This is a genomic window from Alicyclobacillus fructus (assembly GCF_017329605.1).
Lineage (GTDB): Bacteria > Bacillota > Bacilli > Alicyclobacillales > Alicyclobacillaceae > Alicyclobacillus > Alicyclobacillus fructus.
The window spans coordinates 1-18,143 of the sequence record NZ_JAFMTY010000011.1 but is presented as its reverse complement, the minus strand read 5'-3'; the positions used below and the strand labels follow the sequence as shown (position 1 = coordinate 18,143).

Here is an 18,143-nt window from a genome sequence, read left to right as displayed (position 1 = left end):
GGCCATCGGGCGGTCGGAGTTCAACGCGCTCGCGCCGGCCGCTCCAAAACGCTCACGCCGTAGGCGGGAAGGTGGACGGCGCCATTCGCCGGAGCTTCGCCGTAGAGGGGCTTGTAGTCCGATCCATCGAGCGCAACCTCGCGCGCCTCGGGCGTGAAGTTCATCAGCATGACGTACTCCACGCCGTCGCCCGTGCGAACCATGGCGCTCACGCCGTCCGGCAGATCCTGCTCGAGGGCGCGCGTCACGCCGGCATCCGCCGCCACGCGCGCGAAGAATTCGCGCAAAAACGCGTCGTCGAGCCGTGCGGCCACGTAGTAGACCTTTCCGGCTCCCACGCGGTGGACCGTCGCCGCGGGCAGGCCGGCGTAATAGTCCGCGCCGTACACCGCAATGGCTTCCGCGCCCTCCAGGTGAACCACCTCGCACAATTCGCGCGCTTCGTAGCGGCCCGCCAGGCCAAGCGGATTGTTTTCCGCGGCCAGGACGGGCACCCGCTCGCCGTCGTACAGGGCATCGATCTCCTCGGCCCACACGCCGGCAAGTTCGCGCAGCGGGCCCGGGAAGCCGCCCAGAAAGACGAGATCGTTTTCATCCACGATGCCGGACCAATACGTGAGGACGAGCGTGCCGCCCTGCTCGACAAACGCCTTCATCCGCTCGGCCACTCCCGGGCGCACCATGTACAACATCGGGGCCACGACGAGTTTGTACCCGTCAAGCGGCTGTTCTTCGTCGATCACGTCCATCGGCACGCCCATGCGCCAAAGCGCCGCATAGTGGCCGAGCACCGTTTCCTCGTAATGCAGACCGATGTTCCGCGGGCCCTTGGCGTCCTCCAGCGCCCAGCGGTTCTCCCAGTCGAAGATGACGGCCGCGTCCGCCTTCACCTCCGCGCCGGCCATCGGTGCAAGCCGCTTCAGCATCTCGCCCACGGCTTTGACGTCGCGGAAGACGCGGGTATTGCTGTGGCCGACGTGATCGACCACGGCGCCGTGGAACTTTTCGAAGGATCCGCGGCTCTTGCGCCACTGGAAGTACTGCACCGAATCGGCGCCGTGCGCGACGGCCTGGAGCGAGACGAGCACGTGGACGCCGGGCCGTTTCTGCTTGCTCACCGCTTGCCAATTCGTGACGCTCGGCGTCGACTCCATGAGGAGAAACGGCTTCTTCAAGATGGAGCGGTTGAGATCGTGCACCATGGCGGTGTGGACGGCCTCCGGGACGAGCGTCTCATGCGCGTGCCAGCGCGGATAGCTGTCCCAGGAGATGACGTCGAGCACGTCGCGGAAGCGCCAGTAGTTGAGGCCGGGATACGTGCCCATGAAGTTGGTGGTGGCCGGAAGCTCCGGGTTCACCTCCTTGAGCGGCTCGATCTCGTGGCGGCAGAAATCCACCGTCTGATCCGTCACAAACCGCTTCCAGTCCAGGTTCAGCCCGTGAACCGACATCTCGCCGTGCGGCATGGGCGACTCGATCTGCGACCAGTCCGTATACGTGTGGCTCCAAAACGGCGTCCACCAGGCGTGGTTGAGCGCATCGAGCGTCTTGTACTTGCGCTTCAGCCACTCGCGAAACGCCTCCTGGCAGAGCGGGCAGTGGCATTCGCCACCGTACTCGTTCGACACATGCCAGCCGATCACGCCCGGATGGTGCGCGTACCTCTCGGCCAGCTTGCGGTTGATGATCCGCACTTTTTCGCGGTAGACGGGCGACGTGTAACAGTGGTTGTGACGGCCGCCGTGCCGATTCCGCTTTCCGTCCGGCCCGACGCGCAGGACTTCCGGATATTTGGCCGACAACCACGCCGGGCGCGCGCCGCTCGGCGTGGCGAGCAAGATGCGCACGCCCGCTTTCGTCAGCCGCTCGATGGTCTCGTCGAGCCATTCAAACGTGAACACGCCCTCCTCCGGCTCCAAGCTCACCCACGAGAAAATGCCCAGGGACACCACGTTCCACTTGGCTTCGCGCATCAGTTCGACGTCCTGTTCCAGCACCTCGGGATACGTCAGCCACTGATCCGGATTGTAATCTCCTCCGTGTAAAAAACCTTGAACGTTCGGGAAAATGGGTGCGTGCTTCGCCACAGGTCATCCTTCCCTTCCTTCGCTCGACGCTTCGGCCATGGTCTCGAGTTCACATCGCGCATCAGGCGTCGCCGCACGCGCGGCTGTCACCTGGCCTCGCTTCGCGGCGACCTTGTAAGCAACGCCTTGCGATAGGCGAGGGGCGTGCAGTGTTTGTAACTGCGAAACACCTTGATGAAATAACTCACGTCGTGAAACCCAAGTTCCATGCCGATGGCCGTGATGCTGCGATTCGGATCCTTTAGCAGGTCCGCTGCGCGAGCCACGCGCCGCTCGTTCACGTACTGCATGGGCTTCCGGTGGGTCATCTCTTTGAAGAACCGGCAGAAGTGACCTTCGCTCATGTTCGCCACGCGCGCCAGATCCGCGAGCCGCAGCTTGTCACTGAGATGGCTGTCGATGTACGTGAGGACCGATTTCAGGGTATCCGCACGGCGATGGTCTATCTCCCGCCCGGAGCTCGCTTCCACAAGGAGGTGTGCGCGGAACAGCTGCGCGAAAACATCGTACAGGCCGGCTTTCACCGCGAGTTCGTAACCCAAAGGCTGCTGCTCCAGGGCTTCGGCGATCTCACCCACGCGCATCGCAAGATACTCCCGAACCGGGTGAGCGTGCTGCATGGCGCCTGGGAGGCGAAGTTTTCCGGCCACAAGCGGCGACAGGTACGCCTGCTGGACGCGGTCATTTGCTGGGCTTTCCAGAAGGTCGAGGCCAAACACAACGGCCTTGCATTCTGACGGGCCTGTGCCAGCTGCGGCCATGCTGTGGAGTTCGCCGCCGCTCAGAAAGGCCACGCCGCCCTCGGAGAGCAGATGGCGGTGACTCCCCACCTGAAGGCACACGCTGCCCCGCGTCACGAGGATGAACTCCGTCTCGCTGTGCCAGTGCAGGTTGACGGTCTGTTGATACGGTCCTGGGGTCAGAACCACGTGGTAGGCCTGGATGTGAAACGTCCGGTCGCCGTGTTGCCGGTGTTCCAGGAGATGTACGGCTTCCACCGAAGGTCCCTCGTCTGCAAGCGATTTCAGCGGAGCTCGCGGGCATCCGAATCTCGCGTTCCCTGCACCAGCATGCGCCTGAAAACGAACTCTGTCAAGACGGCGGAGAGCTTAAAAAGAAATGCGAAGGTCAAAATTGTCCGATTTTCAGTCACAATCTTCTCATTCCAGGCCACTGTCCGCGACTACAATACGGTGCACAGGCAGCGGCTGGACGTCCCATCGCCATCTCGGTGTAGGCTTGAAAGCGCTGCCGCGGAGTTTCGGTATCGACAAAGGGAGGTCGCTGTGCGCAGTCGAATCAAGTGGTTGGCCTGTGCGAGACGGGAATGGAACGGGAGGCGCAGAAGCTCGCGGGCGAGCTGAGAGGCGAAGTAGAGCGTCGATTCGCTTCATTTGGGCCGCGCGTGGAGTTCCGCGTGGAGCACGGATCGCCCGCCGAGCGGATTGTCCACGCGGCGGACGAGGCGGGGGCCGATCTCGTCGTTTTGGGCAGCCACGGGAAAAATGCCGTAGACAGGCTTCTTTTAGGCAGCGTGAGCACAGCCGTGTTGCATCGGGCAAAGCAGGCCGTGTTGGTCGTGCGCTAGATGGAGCGGCGCGAGCCGACCTCGCGCCGCATCCGTTTGCGGACCGCGTGTGTCGATCCGGCAGATCCGTCATGCCCCGTGGCTTCTACGGCACGCGATTCGAACCTCTTGGCGCGAGTCCTGAGGGATGATCTCCACGCCCTCGGGTGAGAGGCGGCATTCCGCGCCTTCGATCGCCGCCTCGGAGACTTCCAGGCCGTGCAATACCGCGCGCCACCGCTCGAGTCCGCCCTGCGGCTGCAGAACCAAGTGGCCCTCATCCCACGATGCGCGGAATGTGCCTACCTCTTGACCGCGTTCGTCAAACAAGTCGCATGACGCGCTCTGGCCAGCCGGAATCCGATAGACGTGAAACATGAGGCCGCGAGCGTAAGGGCACTCCGGATGATCCGCCTCCGCGCTGAGCGCCAGGACGCTGCCTTCGCGAACAAAGACGGGCAAGCTCATGAAGTCGTATTGTTCCCGGTACCATCTGCCGCCGTGCCTCACCTCTCCGGTGAACAGGTGGGTCCATACGCCTGCCGGCAGATAGTAGGTGACTTCGCCGGAGGATGAAAACACCGGCGCGATCAGAAGCGACGAACCGAGCATGTATTGGCGGTCCAGGGTATCGCAGGTCGGATCGTCCGGGAATTCGAGCATCATCGGGCGAAGCATCGGCACGCCCGAGCGATGAGCCTCGACGGCAGCGGACCACAGGTATGGCATGAGCCTCAGTTTCCAGCGCACAAAATGCCGCAGAACCTCGACCGATTCCTCGTCGAACAGCCACGGAACCCGGTACGAACCGCTTCCGTGCAGGCGGCTGTGACTCGAAAACAGCCCAAACGCAATCCAGCGCTTGTACAGATCTGCGGGGGCGGTGTCCTCGAAGCCACCGATATCGTGGCTCCAAAACCCGAACCCGCACAGCGCGAGACTCAGGCCCCCGCGTAGCGTCTCCGCCATCGATTCGTAGGTCGCGCGGCAGTCCCCGCCCCAGTGAACGGGGAAGCGCTGGCCGCCGGCGGTGGCGGATCGCGCAAACACGACGGCGTCGCTTCTCCCGCGTTCGCAGAGAACCTGCCACACGGCTTCGTTGTACAGGTAGCTGTAGAAGTTGTGCATCTTGGCCGGGTCGGATCCGTCGTGATACACGACGTCGGTGGGGATCCGTTCCCCGAAGTCCGTCTTGAAGGCATCGACGCCCATGTCGAGCAGCCGCCGCAGATGGGACTGGTACCATCTGCGGGCGTCGGGGTTCGTAAAATCGACGATGCCCATCCCAGGCTGCCAAAGATCCCACTGCCACACGTCGCCGTTCGGGCGGCGGAGCAGATATCCTCGCTCCATGGCTTCTTGGAAGAGCGGCGATTTCTGTGCGATGTAGGGGTTGATCCACACGCAGATCTTCAGGCCGCGCGATTTGAGTCGCGCGAGCATGCCCTCTGGATCCGGGAAGCACGCGGTGTCCCACGCAAAGTTGCACCACTCGAACGGCTTCATCCAGAAGCAGTCAAAATGAAAGACGCTGAGCGGAATGCCGCGGGCCGCCATCCCGTCGACGAACTGGCTGACCGTCGTTTCGTCGTAGTCGGTGGTGAATGACGTGGATAGCCACAAGCCGAACGACCACTGGGGCGGGAGCGCGGGCCTCCCCGTGAGCGCGGTGTATCGCTCGATCACGGCCTTCGGATGACCGCCGCCGATCACGAAATAATCGAGCCGCTCGCCCTCGACGCTGAACTGGACCTTGGAGACGAACTCTGTTCCAACCTCGAACGAGACGCACTCCGGATGGTTGACAAAGACGCCGTAACCGCGGTTGGTGAGGTAGAAAGGTACGCTTTTGTACGCCTGATCCGACCCAGTACCGCCGTCTCGATTCCAGATATCGATGGACTGTCCATTCTTGACAAATGCCGTGAACCGCTCACCCAGGCCGTACACCCATTCGCCGACGGACAAATGGAGTTGGCCGCGCATGTAGGGGCGGCCGTGATCGAGCACATACGCCGCGGAGCGCGGACCGCTCTCCGTGAGGAACCGGCCGTCCTCGTAAATGGCGACGGACCAAGGAGCGCGGCGCACGCGCACCTCGAGCTCGCCGCAGCAAAGGACGACGTCGTCTTCGTTCTCGATCACGTCAAACGCCTGGGGTTCCATTTCGAGCGGAAAATGGGGCCCGCGATGGACGCGGCCGAGGAAGTGGTTTTGCTCTATCCGGACCATTCCAGGGCGCGGAAAGGAGATGCGGCAGGTGAGCATCGGGCCATCGAGCATGTGACCGCGGTTCGCCACTGGGCGGCAGGCGACAAAAAAGAGGACGCCGTCGCCGTCTCGCCGCCAGTCCTGAACCGAGAGGCCGGGGTAAATCGATACGCCTTCGCGCACGAGCCAGTTGCCGTCCGTGAATTTCATGGATGTTCACTCCCCGCAGGATGCCGACCGTCACGTTTCGTGGAAGCATTGTATCAGATGATTTTGTGCCATTACGGCAATATCTTGCTTTTCCTTGCTGCCTGAATGGTAGGATTTTGAGCTCGTCCCGCGGATACACGCTTCTCGCGCGCTCGAGATCCGCCCGGAGGCTGCGAGCTTCGCCGCCGCGGGCTCGAATTTGTTACAATGGCGGCAGTGAAAAGCGACTGAGGACGAGGGAGAGGATCGCCATGAAGCTCTGCACCTATCGGGAAGGGAGCGGCTTTCGCCTCGGGCTTGTGCGCGGCGACGAGGTCGTGGACGTCTCAACGAGCGCGGCGCAGCTCGGGCTGTCGGTGCCTGGCGAGATGAAGGACGTGATCGCCGACTACCCGGCGTGCCGGCGCGCGCTGGTCGAGATCGAGGAGAAGGGGGCCGTGGCGGGCACGTTGTCGAACCTGCGCCTCGCACCTCCCGTTCCGAATCCGCAGAAGATCCTCTGCGTGGGGCTCAACTACCGCAAGCACGCCGAGGAGTCGAAGATGCCCATCCCGTCTTCGCCGGTCTATTTCGCCAAATTTGCGAACAGTCTGGCCGGTCATGGGGACGAGATCGCCATCCCTGAGGTGGCGCGCGAGGTGGACTACGAGGTGGAGCTCGTGGCGATCATCGGGCGCCGGTGCCGGAACGTGCCTCTGGAGGAGGCGCTCGGCGCGGTGTTTGGCTACGCCGTGGGAAACGACCTCAGCGCGAGGGACCTGCAGATGCGCGCCTCCCAGTGGCTGTACGGCAAGGCCATCGACGGCTTCGCGCCGCTCGGCCCGTACATTGTGACGGCGGACGAAGTGGGGGATCCGCAGCGCCTGGGCCTGCGCCTGTACCTGAACGGCGAATTGCGGCAGAACTCCTCCACGGCGGATATGATCTTCTCGGTGGCGCAGATCGTCAGCGATTTGTCCCGGATCATGACGCTCGAGCCGGGCGATCTCGTCTACACGGGGACGCCGGAAGGCGTCATCCTGGGCCGGGAGGAGAAGGTGTGGCTCAAGCCGGGAGACGAGTTGGCCTGCGAAATTGAAGGGCTTGGGCGCCTTGTCAATCGGCTCGTAAAAGATTGAAGCGGCGGAAAAACGCTTGGAGGAGGACGACATGTCGAGGGACGGACGAGGGCGCCGGCGCGTGGTGGTCAAGGTTGGCTCGAGTTCGCTGACGGAAGCGGACGGATCGCTCGCGCTGCCGCGGATGCGCCAGTTGGTGGCGGAAATGGCGCGGCTCGAGCGCGAGACGGGGTGTCAGTTTGCGCTCGTCTCGTCAGGCGCCATCGCGGCGGGGCTCGGCAGGCTGGGCTGGCAGCGGGCGCACATTTCAATGCCGGAGAAGCAGGCGGCTGCCGCGGTCGGCCAGGTGCTTTTAATGGAGCACTATGAGCGTCTGTTCGCGGAGTACGGCATCGCCGTGGGGCAATTGCTTCTGACGCGCGCGGACGTCGAGGATCGCAAGCGATTCGTGAACATCCGCAACACTGTGATGGCGCTGCTTCAGCGCGGCGTCATGCCCATCATCAACGAGAATGATACCGTGGCGGTCGACGAGATCCGCTTCGGCGACAATGACACCTTGGCCGCGCTCGTCGCGCTGGTGGCCGAGGCGGACAAACTGGTGCTCATCACGGACATCGACGGCCTGTACACGGCCAATCCGCGCGTGGATCCCGGGGCCACGCGGATTGCCGAGGTCGAGGTCATCACGGACGAGATCGAGCGCATCGCGGGAGGGGCGGGATCGAGCGCAGGCACCGGCGGCATGCGGACCAAGATCCAGGCGGCGAAGATCGCCACGCAGTCGGGCGTGGAGGTCGTCATCGCTCACCGCGACGAGCCGCGCCTGCTCGAGCGGGTGCTTGGCGGCGAATCGGTGGGCACGCGCTTCTTGCCCTCGCCGGAGCCGGTCAGCCTGCGCAAGTCGTGGCTGTTGCACGCGCCCAAGCCGGAGGGCGCGCTTCAGGTCGATCACGGCGCCATGCGCGCGCTCATCGCCGGCGGAAAGAGCCTGCTTCTGCCGGGGCTTGTGCAGGTGCACGGCGAGTTTCAGGAAGGCGCGGTGGTGGAACTCGTGGGGCCCACGGGCGCGGCCTTCGGCAAGGGCATCTCCAACTTTTCATCGCGCGATCTCGCCGAGTGGCTGGAGAAAAAGCGCGCAGGCGAGGACGTGCACGCGCTGCACGAAGTGGTGCATCGGAACGACATGGTGATTTGGACGGAGGCGACGGCGGGATGAGTGTCGATTCGAAGGCGGAGATGGCGGCGTCGGTGCGCGCCGCGCTGTTGGCGGCACAGGCGGCCAAAAGGCGCATGGCCACGGCGCCCACGCGCGTGAAAAATGATGCGCTCCTGCACATGGCGGACGCCATCTGGGCGCGACGGCACGAAATTTTGGCCGCCAACGCGGCGGATGTGGACGCGGCGCGGCGGGAAGGCCAGCCGGCGGCCCGCGTCGATCGGCTGATGCTCGACGAGGCGCGGCTTCAGCAGATCATCGAGGGCGTGCGCGCGGTCGAGGCGCTGCCGGATCCTGTCGGGGAAGAGGTGGAGCGCATCCTTCGGCCAAACGGGCTCGACATTCGGAAGGTGCGCGTGCCGATAGGCGTGATCGCAATGATCTACGAAGCGCGGCCGAACGTGACGGTGGACGCGGCGGCCCTCGCGGTGAAGACGGGAAACGTGGCGGTGCTGCGCGGGGGCAGCGAGGCGCTTCGGTCGAACCAGGCGCTCGTGGCGGCGATTCACGATGGCCTGCGGCAGGCCGGTCTGCCGGAAGAGGCGGTGTCGCTCGTGGCGCACGCCGACCGGGACGCCGTGGACGTGCTCATCCGCGCGCGGGGGCTGGTCGATCTCGCCATTCCTCGGGGCGGCGCGGGGCTCATTCGGCGCGTGGTGGAGAACGCGTCGGTGCCGGTGATCGAGACGGGCGTGGGCAACTGCCATGTGTACGTAGACCGAGCGGCGAACTTCGAGATGGCGACGCGCATCGCCGTGAACGCCAAGACGCAGCGTCCATCCGTCTGCAACGCAGCGGAGACGCTCCTGGTGCACGCGGAAATTGCGGACGCGTGGCTGCCGGAGGCGGGGCGCGCGCTCGTCGAGCGCGGCGTGGAGCTGCGCGCGTGCCCGCGCTCGCTCAACATCCTGCGCGGTGCCGGGATCCCCGCGGTGGCGGCGGAGGAATCGGATTGGGAGACGGAATACTTGGATCTCATTCTGGCCGTGCGCGTGGTGGATACGCTGGAGGACGCGATCGCGCACATCGAACGCTATGGCACGCAGCACTCGGAGGTCATTGTGACGGAGGATGAGGAGGCGGCGCGCCTCTTTCTCTCGGCCATCGACGCGGCTGCCGTGTATCACAACGCGTCGAGCCGCTTCACGGACGGGTTTGAGTTCGGCTTTGGGGCGGAGATCGGCATCTCCACGCAGAAGGTGCACGCCCGCGGGCCGATGGGACTGCGCGAGCTGACGAGTTATAAGTACGTTATCCACGGTCACGGGCAGACCCGGGAGTAGAACAGAGGCCCGCCGGGCAGGCGGGGATGGCGGGGAGGGCCAACGCGGCACGGCAGGTGCGGAGGAGGCCACGGGCTCCTGTCGGCTGTGACGCGCGGGCCGCCAGCGTACGATGGACCATCTTGCTTGAAAGGGGTAGGGTTCATGGGTACGTTTGGCGGCTATACGCGATGGGCGGTTGTGTTTCTGATCATCTTCGTGCTGTTCTTCCTGTTGGTCCCCGCGGTCAGCGTGGCACCCGCGCCGAGCTGCGGCTGTTCTTCGGGCGCAGGCGCTGGCATGTACGGGGCGTATTGAACGGCTGAAAAGTGAGAGATGAGCCTTGGGCGATCCGATGCCCAAGGCTGTTCTTTTGTCGTGACAATGGTTCGAATATTTCCGCCAGCGGAACGAGGAGGAATTCTGTGTCGGACGTCGAATGAAGGCAAGCGGAGCGTCCGATCAGGAATTGAATTCCGGCCAGGCTAAGATCCCGGCAGGAAGGAGAGGAGAATCATTCAATGAACGTCAAAACCCTTGCGCAAATGGTGATGGGAGACGCTGCGATTCGGCGCCGGCAGCGCCTGCAGCCGGCCGGCGGCAAAGGAGACAAAATCTTCCCGCCCACGTATCCGGGTGAGTTCCAGAACGATCCGCCTCGGCATGTGTTCGAGCGCCGCATGCTGGACGGAGAGGAGGTGTGGTGCGCGTTGGTCGACAGTGTGCAGTCTCAGGCCAATCGCATGGAGCAGGCCCTGGTCGATGCCGTGCGCCATAACGGCTTACCCATTCCGCACGTCGTCGTGGATTTCCGAGACCGCGGTCTGCTGGGCCTGTCGGAGATCACATCCCTTGAGGCGCCGCACCGCATCTACGACGCCATCCTGCGCGACAGCATGATCGACGGCAAACCGTTCATGGAGAGCGAGGTGGGCCTGCGGCTCGCCCAGGCCAGCCCCTCCGATGCTACGGCGCTGCTTGAGACCTCGCCAACCGCGCTCGTCTTCGGGGCGTGGCACTCTACTGGAAGCGGCGGCGGTCTCGGCGCCAAGTTCGCGCGCTGCCTGACCTCCGAGATTGTCGCCATCGGCGTGCCAGTGGAAGAGATCCCGCGGCGGGACGGCACCGTCGTGGTGCGCACGGCCGGCCGCCGCACGGGCAGCCGCATCGATCCTCTCGGGATCCTGAGGAAAGTCCAAGTGTACAAGCACAACGATCGGAAAGACGTGTGGGATGTTCGGCCTGAGCTAGTGGGCAAGGACGCGAAGCAGGTCCGCCCGTCGGAGATCAATCACGGGAACATCGTGCCGACCGTGGACCCGCTTGGCATTACGTGCGACTATCTGGAGCAGACGTTCGTGCTGACATTTGCCGGTCTGCGCCGCCTTCGCTTCGGCGGAGACGAGCGAGATGTCGCGGCTCGGACGCTGCTCGCCGCTCTTGGCCTTCTCGCCGCGCTTGAGCAGGACCGCAATGGGTATGCGCTCCGCTCCCGGTGTGATCTCGTCCCCGAGAGGCCGGCGCCGTTTGAGGTGGTCCATCCAGATGGCTCGACGGACGCCGTGAAGCTTGACCTTGATTCGGCGCGCGCACTGTATGAAGAGGCGCTTGCCAACGCCGAGGCCGTAGGATTCCGGCTGCGTCGGGAGCCCATTCGCCTCGTGCCGCAGGACAAGCTGGTTGCCATCGTCAAAGAGAGTCAGCAGCTGGCGCTGTCCGGGCAAGGCGGAGAGGCGGAGGAAGAGAAGTGACGCTCGTCATCGAGATCGAATTCCTCACGGGCAACTCGGTGGCAGCGCTCCAGCCGGACAGCGAGGCGCCGGACTGGCCGCCACAGCCGGATCGCGTGTTTTCCGCGCTCGTGGCCACGTGGGCGTACCGCGGGGAACGTCCGGAGGAGCGGGCTGCCTTGGAGTGGCTGGAATCGCTCGATCCGCCGCGGATTGAGGCACCTACCGCATGGCTCCGCACGTCTTACTTGGCGTATGTGCCGCCCAACGATCGCGCCGCGCTCAAGGTCCGGCGCGCGTCGGACAATCTCGCGGATTATCGCAGCCGGCAGCCGCGTCGGTTCATCACGGTTAGGCCCGCTTCGCCGACGGTGCGACTCCTGTGGGCGGACGTCCTTGACGGCGCGGATGTCGCAGAGCGGGTGAAGCTGCTCGATGCCATCGCCCGAGACACGGCGTACGTGGGGCACTCGTCCAGCCTGACGCGATGCAGGGCGTACGTGACGGATGAACCGGCACCGCCAGACGCCGTCCCGCCACTTCGCAGGGTGTATCGAGGCCGACTGGACGAGCTGGTTCGCGCGTTTGCGTCCGGCCGGCGACCGAGCGTGGGCGAGTGGGTGGTGCCTGAGCCGCTGTCCGTGGCGCCAGACGGCCTGCACACGGTCTTTTCCCCCGTTTGGCTTGTGTTCGAGCATGTGGGTGGCGTGATGCCTGATGTCCGCGCCTGTGCGTTGGTCGCGCAGGCCATCCGGACTCGCATCATCGAGGGATATCTGGCCGCGGGGACATCACCACCGCCGGTTGTCACGGGGCGCTCCGAAGACGGTGTACCCGAGAGACATCCGCACCTGGCCATCGTTCCGCTACCTTTTGCGGGCTTTCCGTACGCAGATGGGAGAATTCTGGGATTCGCGTGTGTGCCGCCGAGCGGCGTCGATCTCTTTCGAGACGAGGGCTGGCTCCGGGCACTCCGCGCCGTCTGCCCGATGGATGTGCGGCGCGGAAGGCGGGTCCTGCGCATCGCGCTGCCCACGGGGAACTTGGAGCTTTCTCCGACGCTCCAGCCCGCGAAGCGCTCGCTCGATCCGGCGCTTTACACCGCAAAACCGAGCCACTCGTACGCGACCGTGACGCCTTTGGTGCTCAATCGCCGGATCAAAGGGCGTGCGAGCGAAGCCGTGACCGAGATCATGGAGGACGTGGCAAGCGCGTGCGAACACATCGGCCTCCCTCGGCCGCAGCAGGTCATGCTGCCGGGGGTGGACGGCCCGCTGCCGGCGGTTCAGGTCTCGCGCCATTCGGCTTGGGAAGGTGTGCCTTCCGTGATTTCTTCTCGCCGGAATCCGGCGTGGGTCCGATGGCAGGTACCTGATTACCTCAAGGGGCGGATGCTGACGCACGCGGTGATTTGGTTTTCAGAGCCCGTGTGTGGGCCGGTGATGCTCGGTGCCGGGCGATATCTGGGGCTCGGCCTGTGCCGTCCCTTGCCCGACGGAGGTGAGGCGGATTGAACGCATCCCTTTCTCGAGGAGATTTTGTGCAGTTTCTGCGCGAAGTCCACGGCTATGAACCGTTTCCATGGCAGGTTCGCCTATTGAATCACCTCGCGGACACCGGCTCGTGGCCGAGGTTGCTCAAGTTGCCTACGGCGTCGGGAAAGACGAGTGTGATCGACATTGCGGTCTTTTTCCTCGCCTTGGAGGCGGGCGCTGGACTGAAGCGGCGCGCGCCCGTGCGCATGGGGTTCATCGTGGACCGCAGGCTAGTCGTCGACGACGCGTACGAACACGCGAAGCACTTGGCCGAAAAACTCGCGCAAGCGCCGGAGGGGACCGTGACGGCGCGCGTGGCGGCGCGGCTTCGTGAGATGAGCGGCGGTGCGGAGCCGCTTGTGGTCCGACGGCTCAGAGGTGGCGTGCCCCGCGAGGACGATTGGGCTCGAACGCCTGTGCAACCCACCGTCGTGTGCTCCACCGTGGACCAGATTGGATCGCGGCTTTTGTTTCGTGGATACGGCGTGTCAGACGCCATGAAGCCGGTACACGCAGGACTGTTGGGCGTGGACTGCCAACTGTTTCTTGATGAAGCGCATTTGGCGGAGCCGCTCCGCCAGACGCTGTCCTGGATAGAGGCGTATAACGGGACGGCATGGAAGAAAGTTGATGTCCACATGCCGTGGGGCTGCACGGTCATGACCGCAACCCCGCAGGCGGAGGATGGAGGCTCGTTCGAGCTCGCGGAAGAAGATCTACATCATCCTATCCTTGGCGCGCGCTGGTCTGCCGAGAAGCCCGTTCGCCTGGTGGAATACAAAAAGGCGCGGGATGCAGCCGCCTCGAATGACGCCGCTGGCGGCGTGTCGGAGGCCGCGGACGAAGAGCGCCGCGTGCAGGTGCTTGTAGAGGAATTCTTGCAGGCCGCGCAGACGCTCCGGACCCAAGGTGTGACGAACCCTGCCATCGCCGTCGTGGTGAACCGAGTGGGACGCGCCCGCGCGGTGTTCGAAGCGCTTGGTGCGGTGCTTGACTCACGTGAATGGCAGACGTTGCTCGTCATCGGTCCGGCTCGTCCCTTGGATCGAGACGCATGGTTGACGCACCTTCTTGAGCCCGTGCGCACGCGGCCATGGCCCGAGGTGCGGCAGCTGGATAAGCCCATGGCTCTCGTCGCCACGCAGTGCGTGGAGGTCGGGATCGACATCGATCTCGACGCTGTGGTGAGCGATCTCGCGCCCATCGACGCTCTCCGGCAGCGTTTCGGGCGCCTCAACCGAGCCGGGCGCCCCACACCGTGCTGCGGGGCTGTGGTGGCTGCGCCAGCGGATTTGTCCGCCCGAACGGACGATCCGGTGTACGGCCGTGCTCTCGCGGAGGCGTGGGCTTACCTGAAGCGGCACGCGCGGCCGGGGAGCCGAAAGGAGCCGCCCGTGATCGACTTTGGCCTCGCCGCGTTCCACCGCCTTGGCCAGGAGGAGCCCGTGCCCGCGCAGGCCATGTCGCAGACCGAGGACGCGCCTGTCCTCATGCCTGCGCACGTGGACATGCTGGCGGCTACGAGTCCCGTGCCGGCCGCGGACCCGGATGTCTCGCTGTACCTCCATGGCTCGCGGCGTCAGCCTGACGCGGTTAGCGTCGTTTGGCGCGCCGACGTCGATCCCGCTTTCGGCGACGACGCGACGTACACTCTGTTGCAACTCGTGCTGCCGAGATCGAGCGAGGCTGTGGAACTTCCCGCCTGGGCCGTTCGGCGCTGGCTCACGCGAGACACGGCGGAGGAGACCGAGCTGGCGGATGTCGCCTCGCAGGCTCCGAGCGAAGAGACGGACACCCGCCGGAGGGAACGCCGTGCCTTCCGATGGACCGGCGATCCCGACACGTCTCATTGGGTGGATGCCCGCCACATTCGTCCCGGCGACACCGTGATTGTCCCAGCGACCTACGGAGGGCTCGACATGTACGGCTGGAACCCCAAGTGGAATGAGCCCGTGCGCGATCTCGGCCTAGAAGCCAATTTGCCCTTCCAAACCGCGTACTTCGCGGTGCGCGTTGCGCCGGGACTTATCCCGGCGGAAGAAGACGGCAAACTCGCCGCCCTCCTCGCCGAGTACGAGGTGTTGCCGTGGCGAAACGCCCGTGACGCGTTGCTCGAACTCAAGCTCGACGAAACCCTGCGTGCTGCGCTGTTAAGGTTGGATGAGGCTCACGGCGAGGTCGAGGCGCTCTACGAAGTCTATGGTCGCGACGCGCTTGGCCGACCAAAGGGTGTCGTGTTTCAAGCTCCTCGCGGGCTGTCCGCACTCGGGCGGAGCGGTGTTGCGGCGCCCTCCACGGAGGACGACGCGTTCGGATCGCTTGCCAGCCTGCCCGTGCCTCTGGACGAGCACTGTCTGCGCGTCTCGGAGGCGGCCGCTCGGTTCGGCCGACTCGCCGGATTGCCAGCGGAGGTCACGCAGGACGTTGCCCTCGCAGGTCTGTTGCACGACCTCGGCAAGGCAGACCCTCGGTTTCAGGCGTTTCTGGCCTACGGAGACCCTCTCGGGCCCGATCTCGAGGGCCCCTTGCTCGCCAAGTCGGGAAGGCGGCTTCCGCAACAGGCGAGATCGCAGGCGGGACTGCCGCACAGGTGGCGTCACGAAGCCTTGTCCGTGGCCATAGCACTTCGCCACCCGCGCTTTCGGGAGGCGAACGATCCAGCCTTGGTGCTGTGGCTCGTCGGGACGCATCACGGGTACGGCCGCCCGTTTTTCCCGCACGCGGATCCCGAACTCCGCTCGGCGAGGACAGCGATTCGGCTCTTACTCGGCTCATCTGTCACCATCTCGCCAGCCACGGGACCGCAGGAGCTTTCGTTCGACTGGGAAGGTGACGACTGGGCCGGGTTGTACGAGCGGTTGAAGGCGCGGTACGGCGTGTGGACGCTGGCGTACCTCGAAAGCGTGTTGAGACTCGCCGATCACCGCGTGTCGGAAGACGAGCGCAGAGTGGGAGGAACCGAGCATGCCCTTGAGCGAATGCCGACTTGACGGCCTAGAGCCCGACAATCCTCTTGCGTTCTTCGCACTGCTTGGCCTCCTTCGCGCCCTGACCGCGACTGATGAAGAGCTGGAGCCCGCTTCGTGCATCCATCCTCGCGTGTATTGGACGGAGGCGCCGACTCGGCCGGTGCTGGTGACACGCTTGTCCCTGTCCCCGGAAGACATCGCGCGGCGTGCGGACGCAGGGATTCGGCGGCTCGCAGAGTACCATGAATTCGGCGACCATGCTGATCTCGACTACGAGCAGTCGGAAGCGCGTGAGGTGCTCCAAGAAGTGGCCCGAGCCGCGGTGCCCGCCGGTCGGTACCGAGCGGATCTCTTCGCCGCACTCATGAGCGATGGCGCGGTGGAGTCCAAAAACAGGAAAAAATCGGGTGATCCTCGTATCCAGCCAACACCGGTCTGTCTTTTGTTTGGTCAGGGGCATCAACACTTTTTGGCCCGACTGCGAGACGTCCCTCGGTGGCAGCCGGGGAGGCAAGAAGAACCAGGTCAGCAGGGGGAGGCTTCCATCAAGCACCTCGTGGCCACGCTGTTCCATCCGTGGACACGTGAAGACGCGATGCTCTTCTCGTTTCGATGGGACCCAGACGAGATCGCCCGATACGCGCTCATGGCAGGCAATCCAACTGACGCCAGGTACAAGCTGGGCACGCAGCTTGGGGCCAATCGGCTTGCTGCCATCGGCATCTCCGTGCTCAGCGCGGCGCCGACAGATGGCGGAAACCGGCTCGCAATTGTCGGCGGGCATTATGACGCCCAAGGCTTCTCCTTTGCATGGCCCATCTGGACAGAACCAGCGACACTGCCTTCCATTCGATGGATGCTCGCGCATCCCGGCTTACGCACCGGCGGTCTGCGCCAGCTGGGCGTGAAACAGGTGATGGTGTCGCGGCGCATTCAGTTGGATAAATACTTTAGCTTCACGCGGGCCCAGCCGGTAGGCGACGGGGGCTCTTGAACGGGTCCAATGAATTTGGGTTCAGTTAGGAACTAGTCAAACGGCCACCCGAAGGTGCGCTTCATGGCGCAGCCTGAAGGTGGCCGTCGTATGCACGGTGGCTCGATCAGGACTTCGTGTCCCGTTCTCACTTCAACACGGCGTGTGTGGCACTCACCGTGTGCATCTGAAATATGCAATGAGATAGCGGACAAACGCATACAGAACACCGATTATCAGAATGGCGAGGACAGATGCCATGATCCAGAACAGAACCCCATTCAGAGTCTTGTGCTGACGCACTCATGGGACAGACTGCGCCCCGACGTACGCGAAAACCGACAGAGCGGGAGCCCACCGACACTTGTCAATGAAATCCAAATATTTCACGGGCTCTGGTGGATTTGGCTTCGTGAACTCTGAAAACCCTTCGACGTTTCCATCACTCTGCCTCCCAAGCATCGTGTGGACGCCCACATTCCCAAGAAATAAGCGTAAATGGGGCCGCCGACGCTCTCGGCGGAACAACGGAATACTACCGGATGGGAGCGGCCAATGAACGCGCTTCAATGGGGCCGCCGACGATCCCGGCGGAACAACCGGGATATTGCGTGACGACAGGTTCAATCACGACTTGCTTCAATGGGGCCGCCGACGATCTCGGCGGAACAACCGGGATATTGCGTGACGACAGGTTCAATCACGACTTGCTTCAATGGGGCCGCCGATGATCTCGGCGGAACAACCGCCCCATTCCACCTGATGGGCGGACACCGCGGAGCCTGCTTCAATAAGGCCGCCGACGATCTCGGCGGATCAACACTGCTGTCAAGGAGCGCGGAGGAGAATCGGAGGAGCAAGCTTCAATGGGGCCGCCGACGATCTCGGCGGATCAACGATGTGGGATATGGACAGTAGATGACTCCATGACAGTAGCGCTTCAATGGGGCCGCCGACGATCTCGGCGGATCAACCTTCCTTGCCTGGGTTCGCCAAGACCCAGGATATGCTTCAATGGGGCCGCCGACGATCTCGGCGGATCAACGATAAGACCTGCGGTGAAATGTCAAGGGGGTGACGAATGAAATTCGTGTAAGTTCAACTTGAGACAAAGCAAGCCCCCCTACGGAGGATGATTGGAATTTTCATCCTCTTGGTAGCGAATGTTCCAGGATGTCGGTTAAGGAGTCAGCGCTTAGCCTGTCGCCCGCCTTTCGTCGTAGATTTGGCCTTTGCTCAGCAGCGCATAGACCAGTCGCACGAATTTCCGGGCCGTAAGAACTAATCCACGTTTGTGGTGGTGCGTCGTCGCTTCGCGGTAC

Annotated in this window: 12 protein-coding genes and 1 CRISPR repeat array; of the genes, 9 read left to right on the top strand and 3 right to left on the bottom strand. The window is 64.0% G+C overall.

Annotation, left to right across the window (positions count from 1 at the left end):
• Positions 1–20 precede the first annotated feature (20 nt).
• Together J3481_RS07220 and J3481_RS07215 are read right to left on the bottom strand one after the other, a co-directional pair.
• The gene (locus J3481_RS07220; protein ID WP_206831280.1) at positions 21–2,087 is read right to left on the bottom strand and encodes a beta-galactosidase; all 2,067 of its coding nucleotides are present in this window, start codon (positions 2,085–2,087) and stop codon (positions 21–23) included.
• 86 nt (positions 2,088–2,173) lie between these two features.
• Positions 2,174–3,085 (bottom strand): AraC family transcriptional regulator, encoded by a 912-nt coding sequence (locus tag J3481_RS07215; protein ID WP_206831279.1) that lies wholly within the window; start codon positions 3,083–3,085, stop codon positions 2,174–2,176.
• Positions 3,086–3,414: 329 nt separating this feature from the next.
• On the opposite strand from J3481_RS07215, the gene J3481_RS07210 reads away from it, so the two are divergent.
• Positions 3,415–3,675 carry a universal stress protein gene (locus tag J3481_RS07210; protein WP_206831278.1) on the top strand — a complete coding sequence of 87 codons (261 nt, stop codon included), beginning with the start codon at positions 3,415–3,417 and terminating at the stop codon, positions 3,673–3,675.
• Between the two features lie 69 nt (positions 3,676–3,744).
• Here J3481_RS07210 and yicI read toward each other — a convergent pair whose 3' ends face one another.
• Positions 3,745–6,075 (bottom strand): alpha-xylosidase, encoded by a 2,331-nt coding sequence (gene yicI / locus J3481_RS07205; protein WP_206831277.1) that lies wholly within the window; start codon positions 6,073–6,075, stop codon positions 3,745–3,747.
• Positions 6,076–6,326: 251 nt separating this feature from the next.
• Here yicI and J3481_RS07200 point away from each other — a divergent pair, with 251 nt between their 5' ends.
• From J3481_RS07200 to J3481_RS07165, 8 genes are all read left to right on the top strand, one after another.
• A complete protein-coding gene (locus J3481_RS07200; RefSeq protein ID WP_206831276.1) occupies positions 6,327–7,193 on the top strand; it encodes a fumarylacetoacetate hydrolase family protein in 867 nt (288 codons plus the stop codon).
• A gap of 31 nt (positions 7,194–7,224) precedes the next feature.
• The gene (gene proB / locus J3481_RS07195) at positions 7,225–8,352 is read left to right on the top strand and encodes a glutamate 5-kinase (protein WP_206831275.1); all 1,128 of its coding nucleotides are present in this window, start codon (positions 7,225–7,227) and stop codon (positions 8,350–8,352) included.
• Entirely contained in the window at positions 8,349–9,635 is a 1,287-nt protein-coding gene (locus J3481_RS07190; RefSeq protein ID WP_206831274.1) for a glutamate-5-semialdehyde dehydrogenase, read from the top strand. Before proB ends, J3481_RS07190 begins: the two co-directional genes overlap by 4 nt.
• A gap of 144 nt (positions 9,636–9,779) precedes the next feature.
• On the top strand, positions 9,780–9,932 hold the full coding sequence (locus J3481_RS07185; RefSeq protein ID WP_206831273.1) for a hypothetical protein: 153 nt from the start codon (positions 9,780–9,782) through the stop codon (positions 9,930–9,932).
• Positions 9,933–10,135: 203 nt separating this feature from the next.
• Complete coding sequence (gene cas7g, locus J3481_RS07180; RefSeq protein ID WP_206831272.1) at positions 10,136–11,365, top strand: type I-G CRISPR-associated RAMP protein Csb1/Cas7g; 1,230 nt, start codon at positions 10,136–10,138, stop codon at positions 11,363–11,365.
• Positions 11,362–12,858, top strand: a complete 1,497-nt coding sequence (gene csb2, locus J3481_RS07175) for a type I-G CRISPR-associated protein Csb2 (RefSeq protein WP_206831271.1) — start codon at positions 11,362–11,364, stop codon at positions 12,856–12,858. The genes cas7g and csb2 overlap by 4 nt, the downstream gene beginning before the upstream one ends.
• 26 nt (positions 12,859–12,884) lie before the next feature.
• Positions 12,885–15,869, top strand: coding sequence for a type I-G CRISPR-associated helicase/endonuclease Cas3g (gene cas3g / locus J3481_RS07170; protein ID WP_206831270.1), 2,985 nt, complete (start codon positions 12,885–12,887; stop codon positions 15,867–15,869).
• Complete coding sequence (locus J3481_RS07165) at positions 15,844–16,842, top strand: type I-G CRISPR-associated protein, Cas3-extension family (RefSeq protein WP_206831269.1); 999 nt, start codon at positions 15,844–15,846, stop codon at positions 16,840–16,842. Before cas3g ends, J3481_RS07165 begins: the two co-directional genes overlap by 26 nt.
• Positions 16,843–17,313: 471 nt before the next feature.
• Positions 17,314–17,866: a CRISPR direct-repeat array (repeat unit 37 nt; unit sequence GCTTCAATGGGGCCGCCGACGATCTCGGCGGATCAAC).
• Between the last annotated feature and the right edge of the window lie 277 nt (positions 17,867–18,143).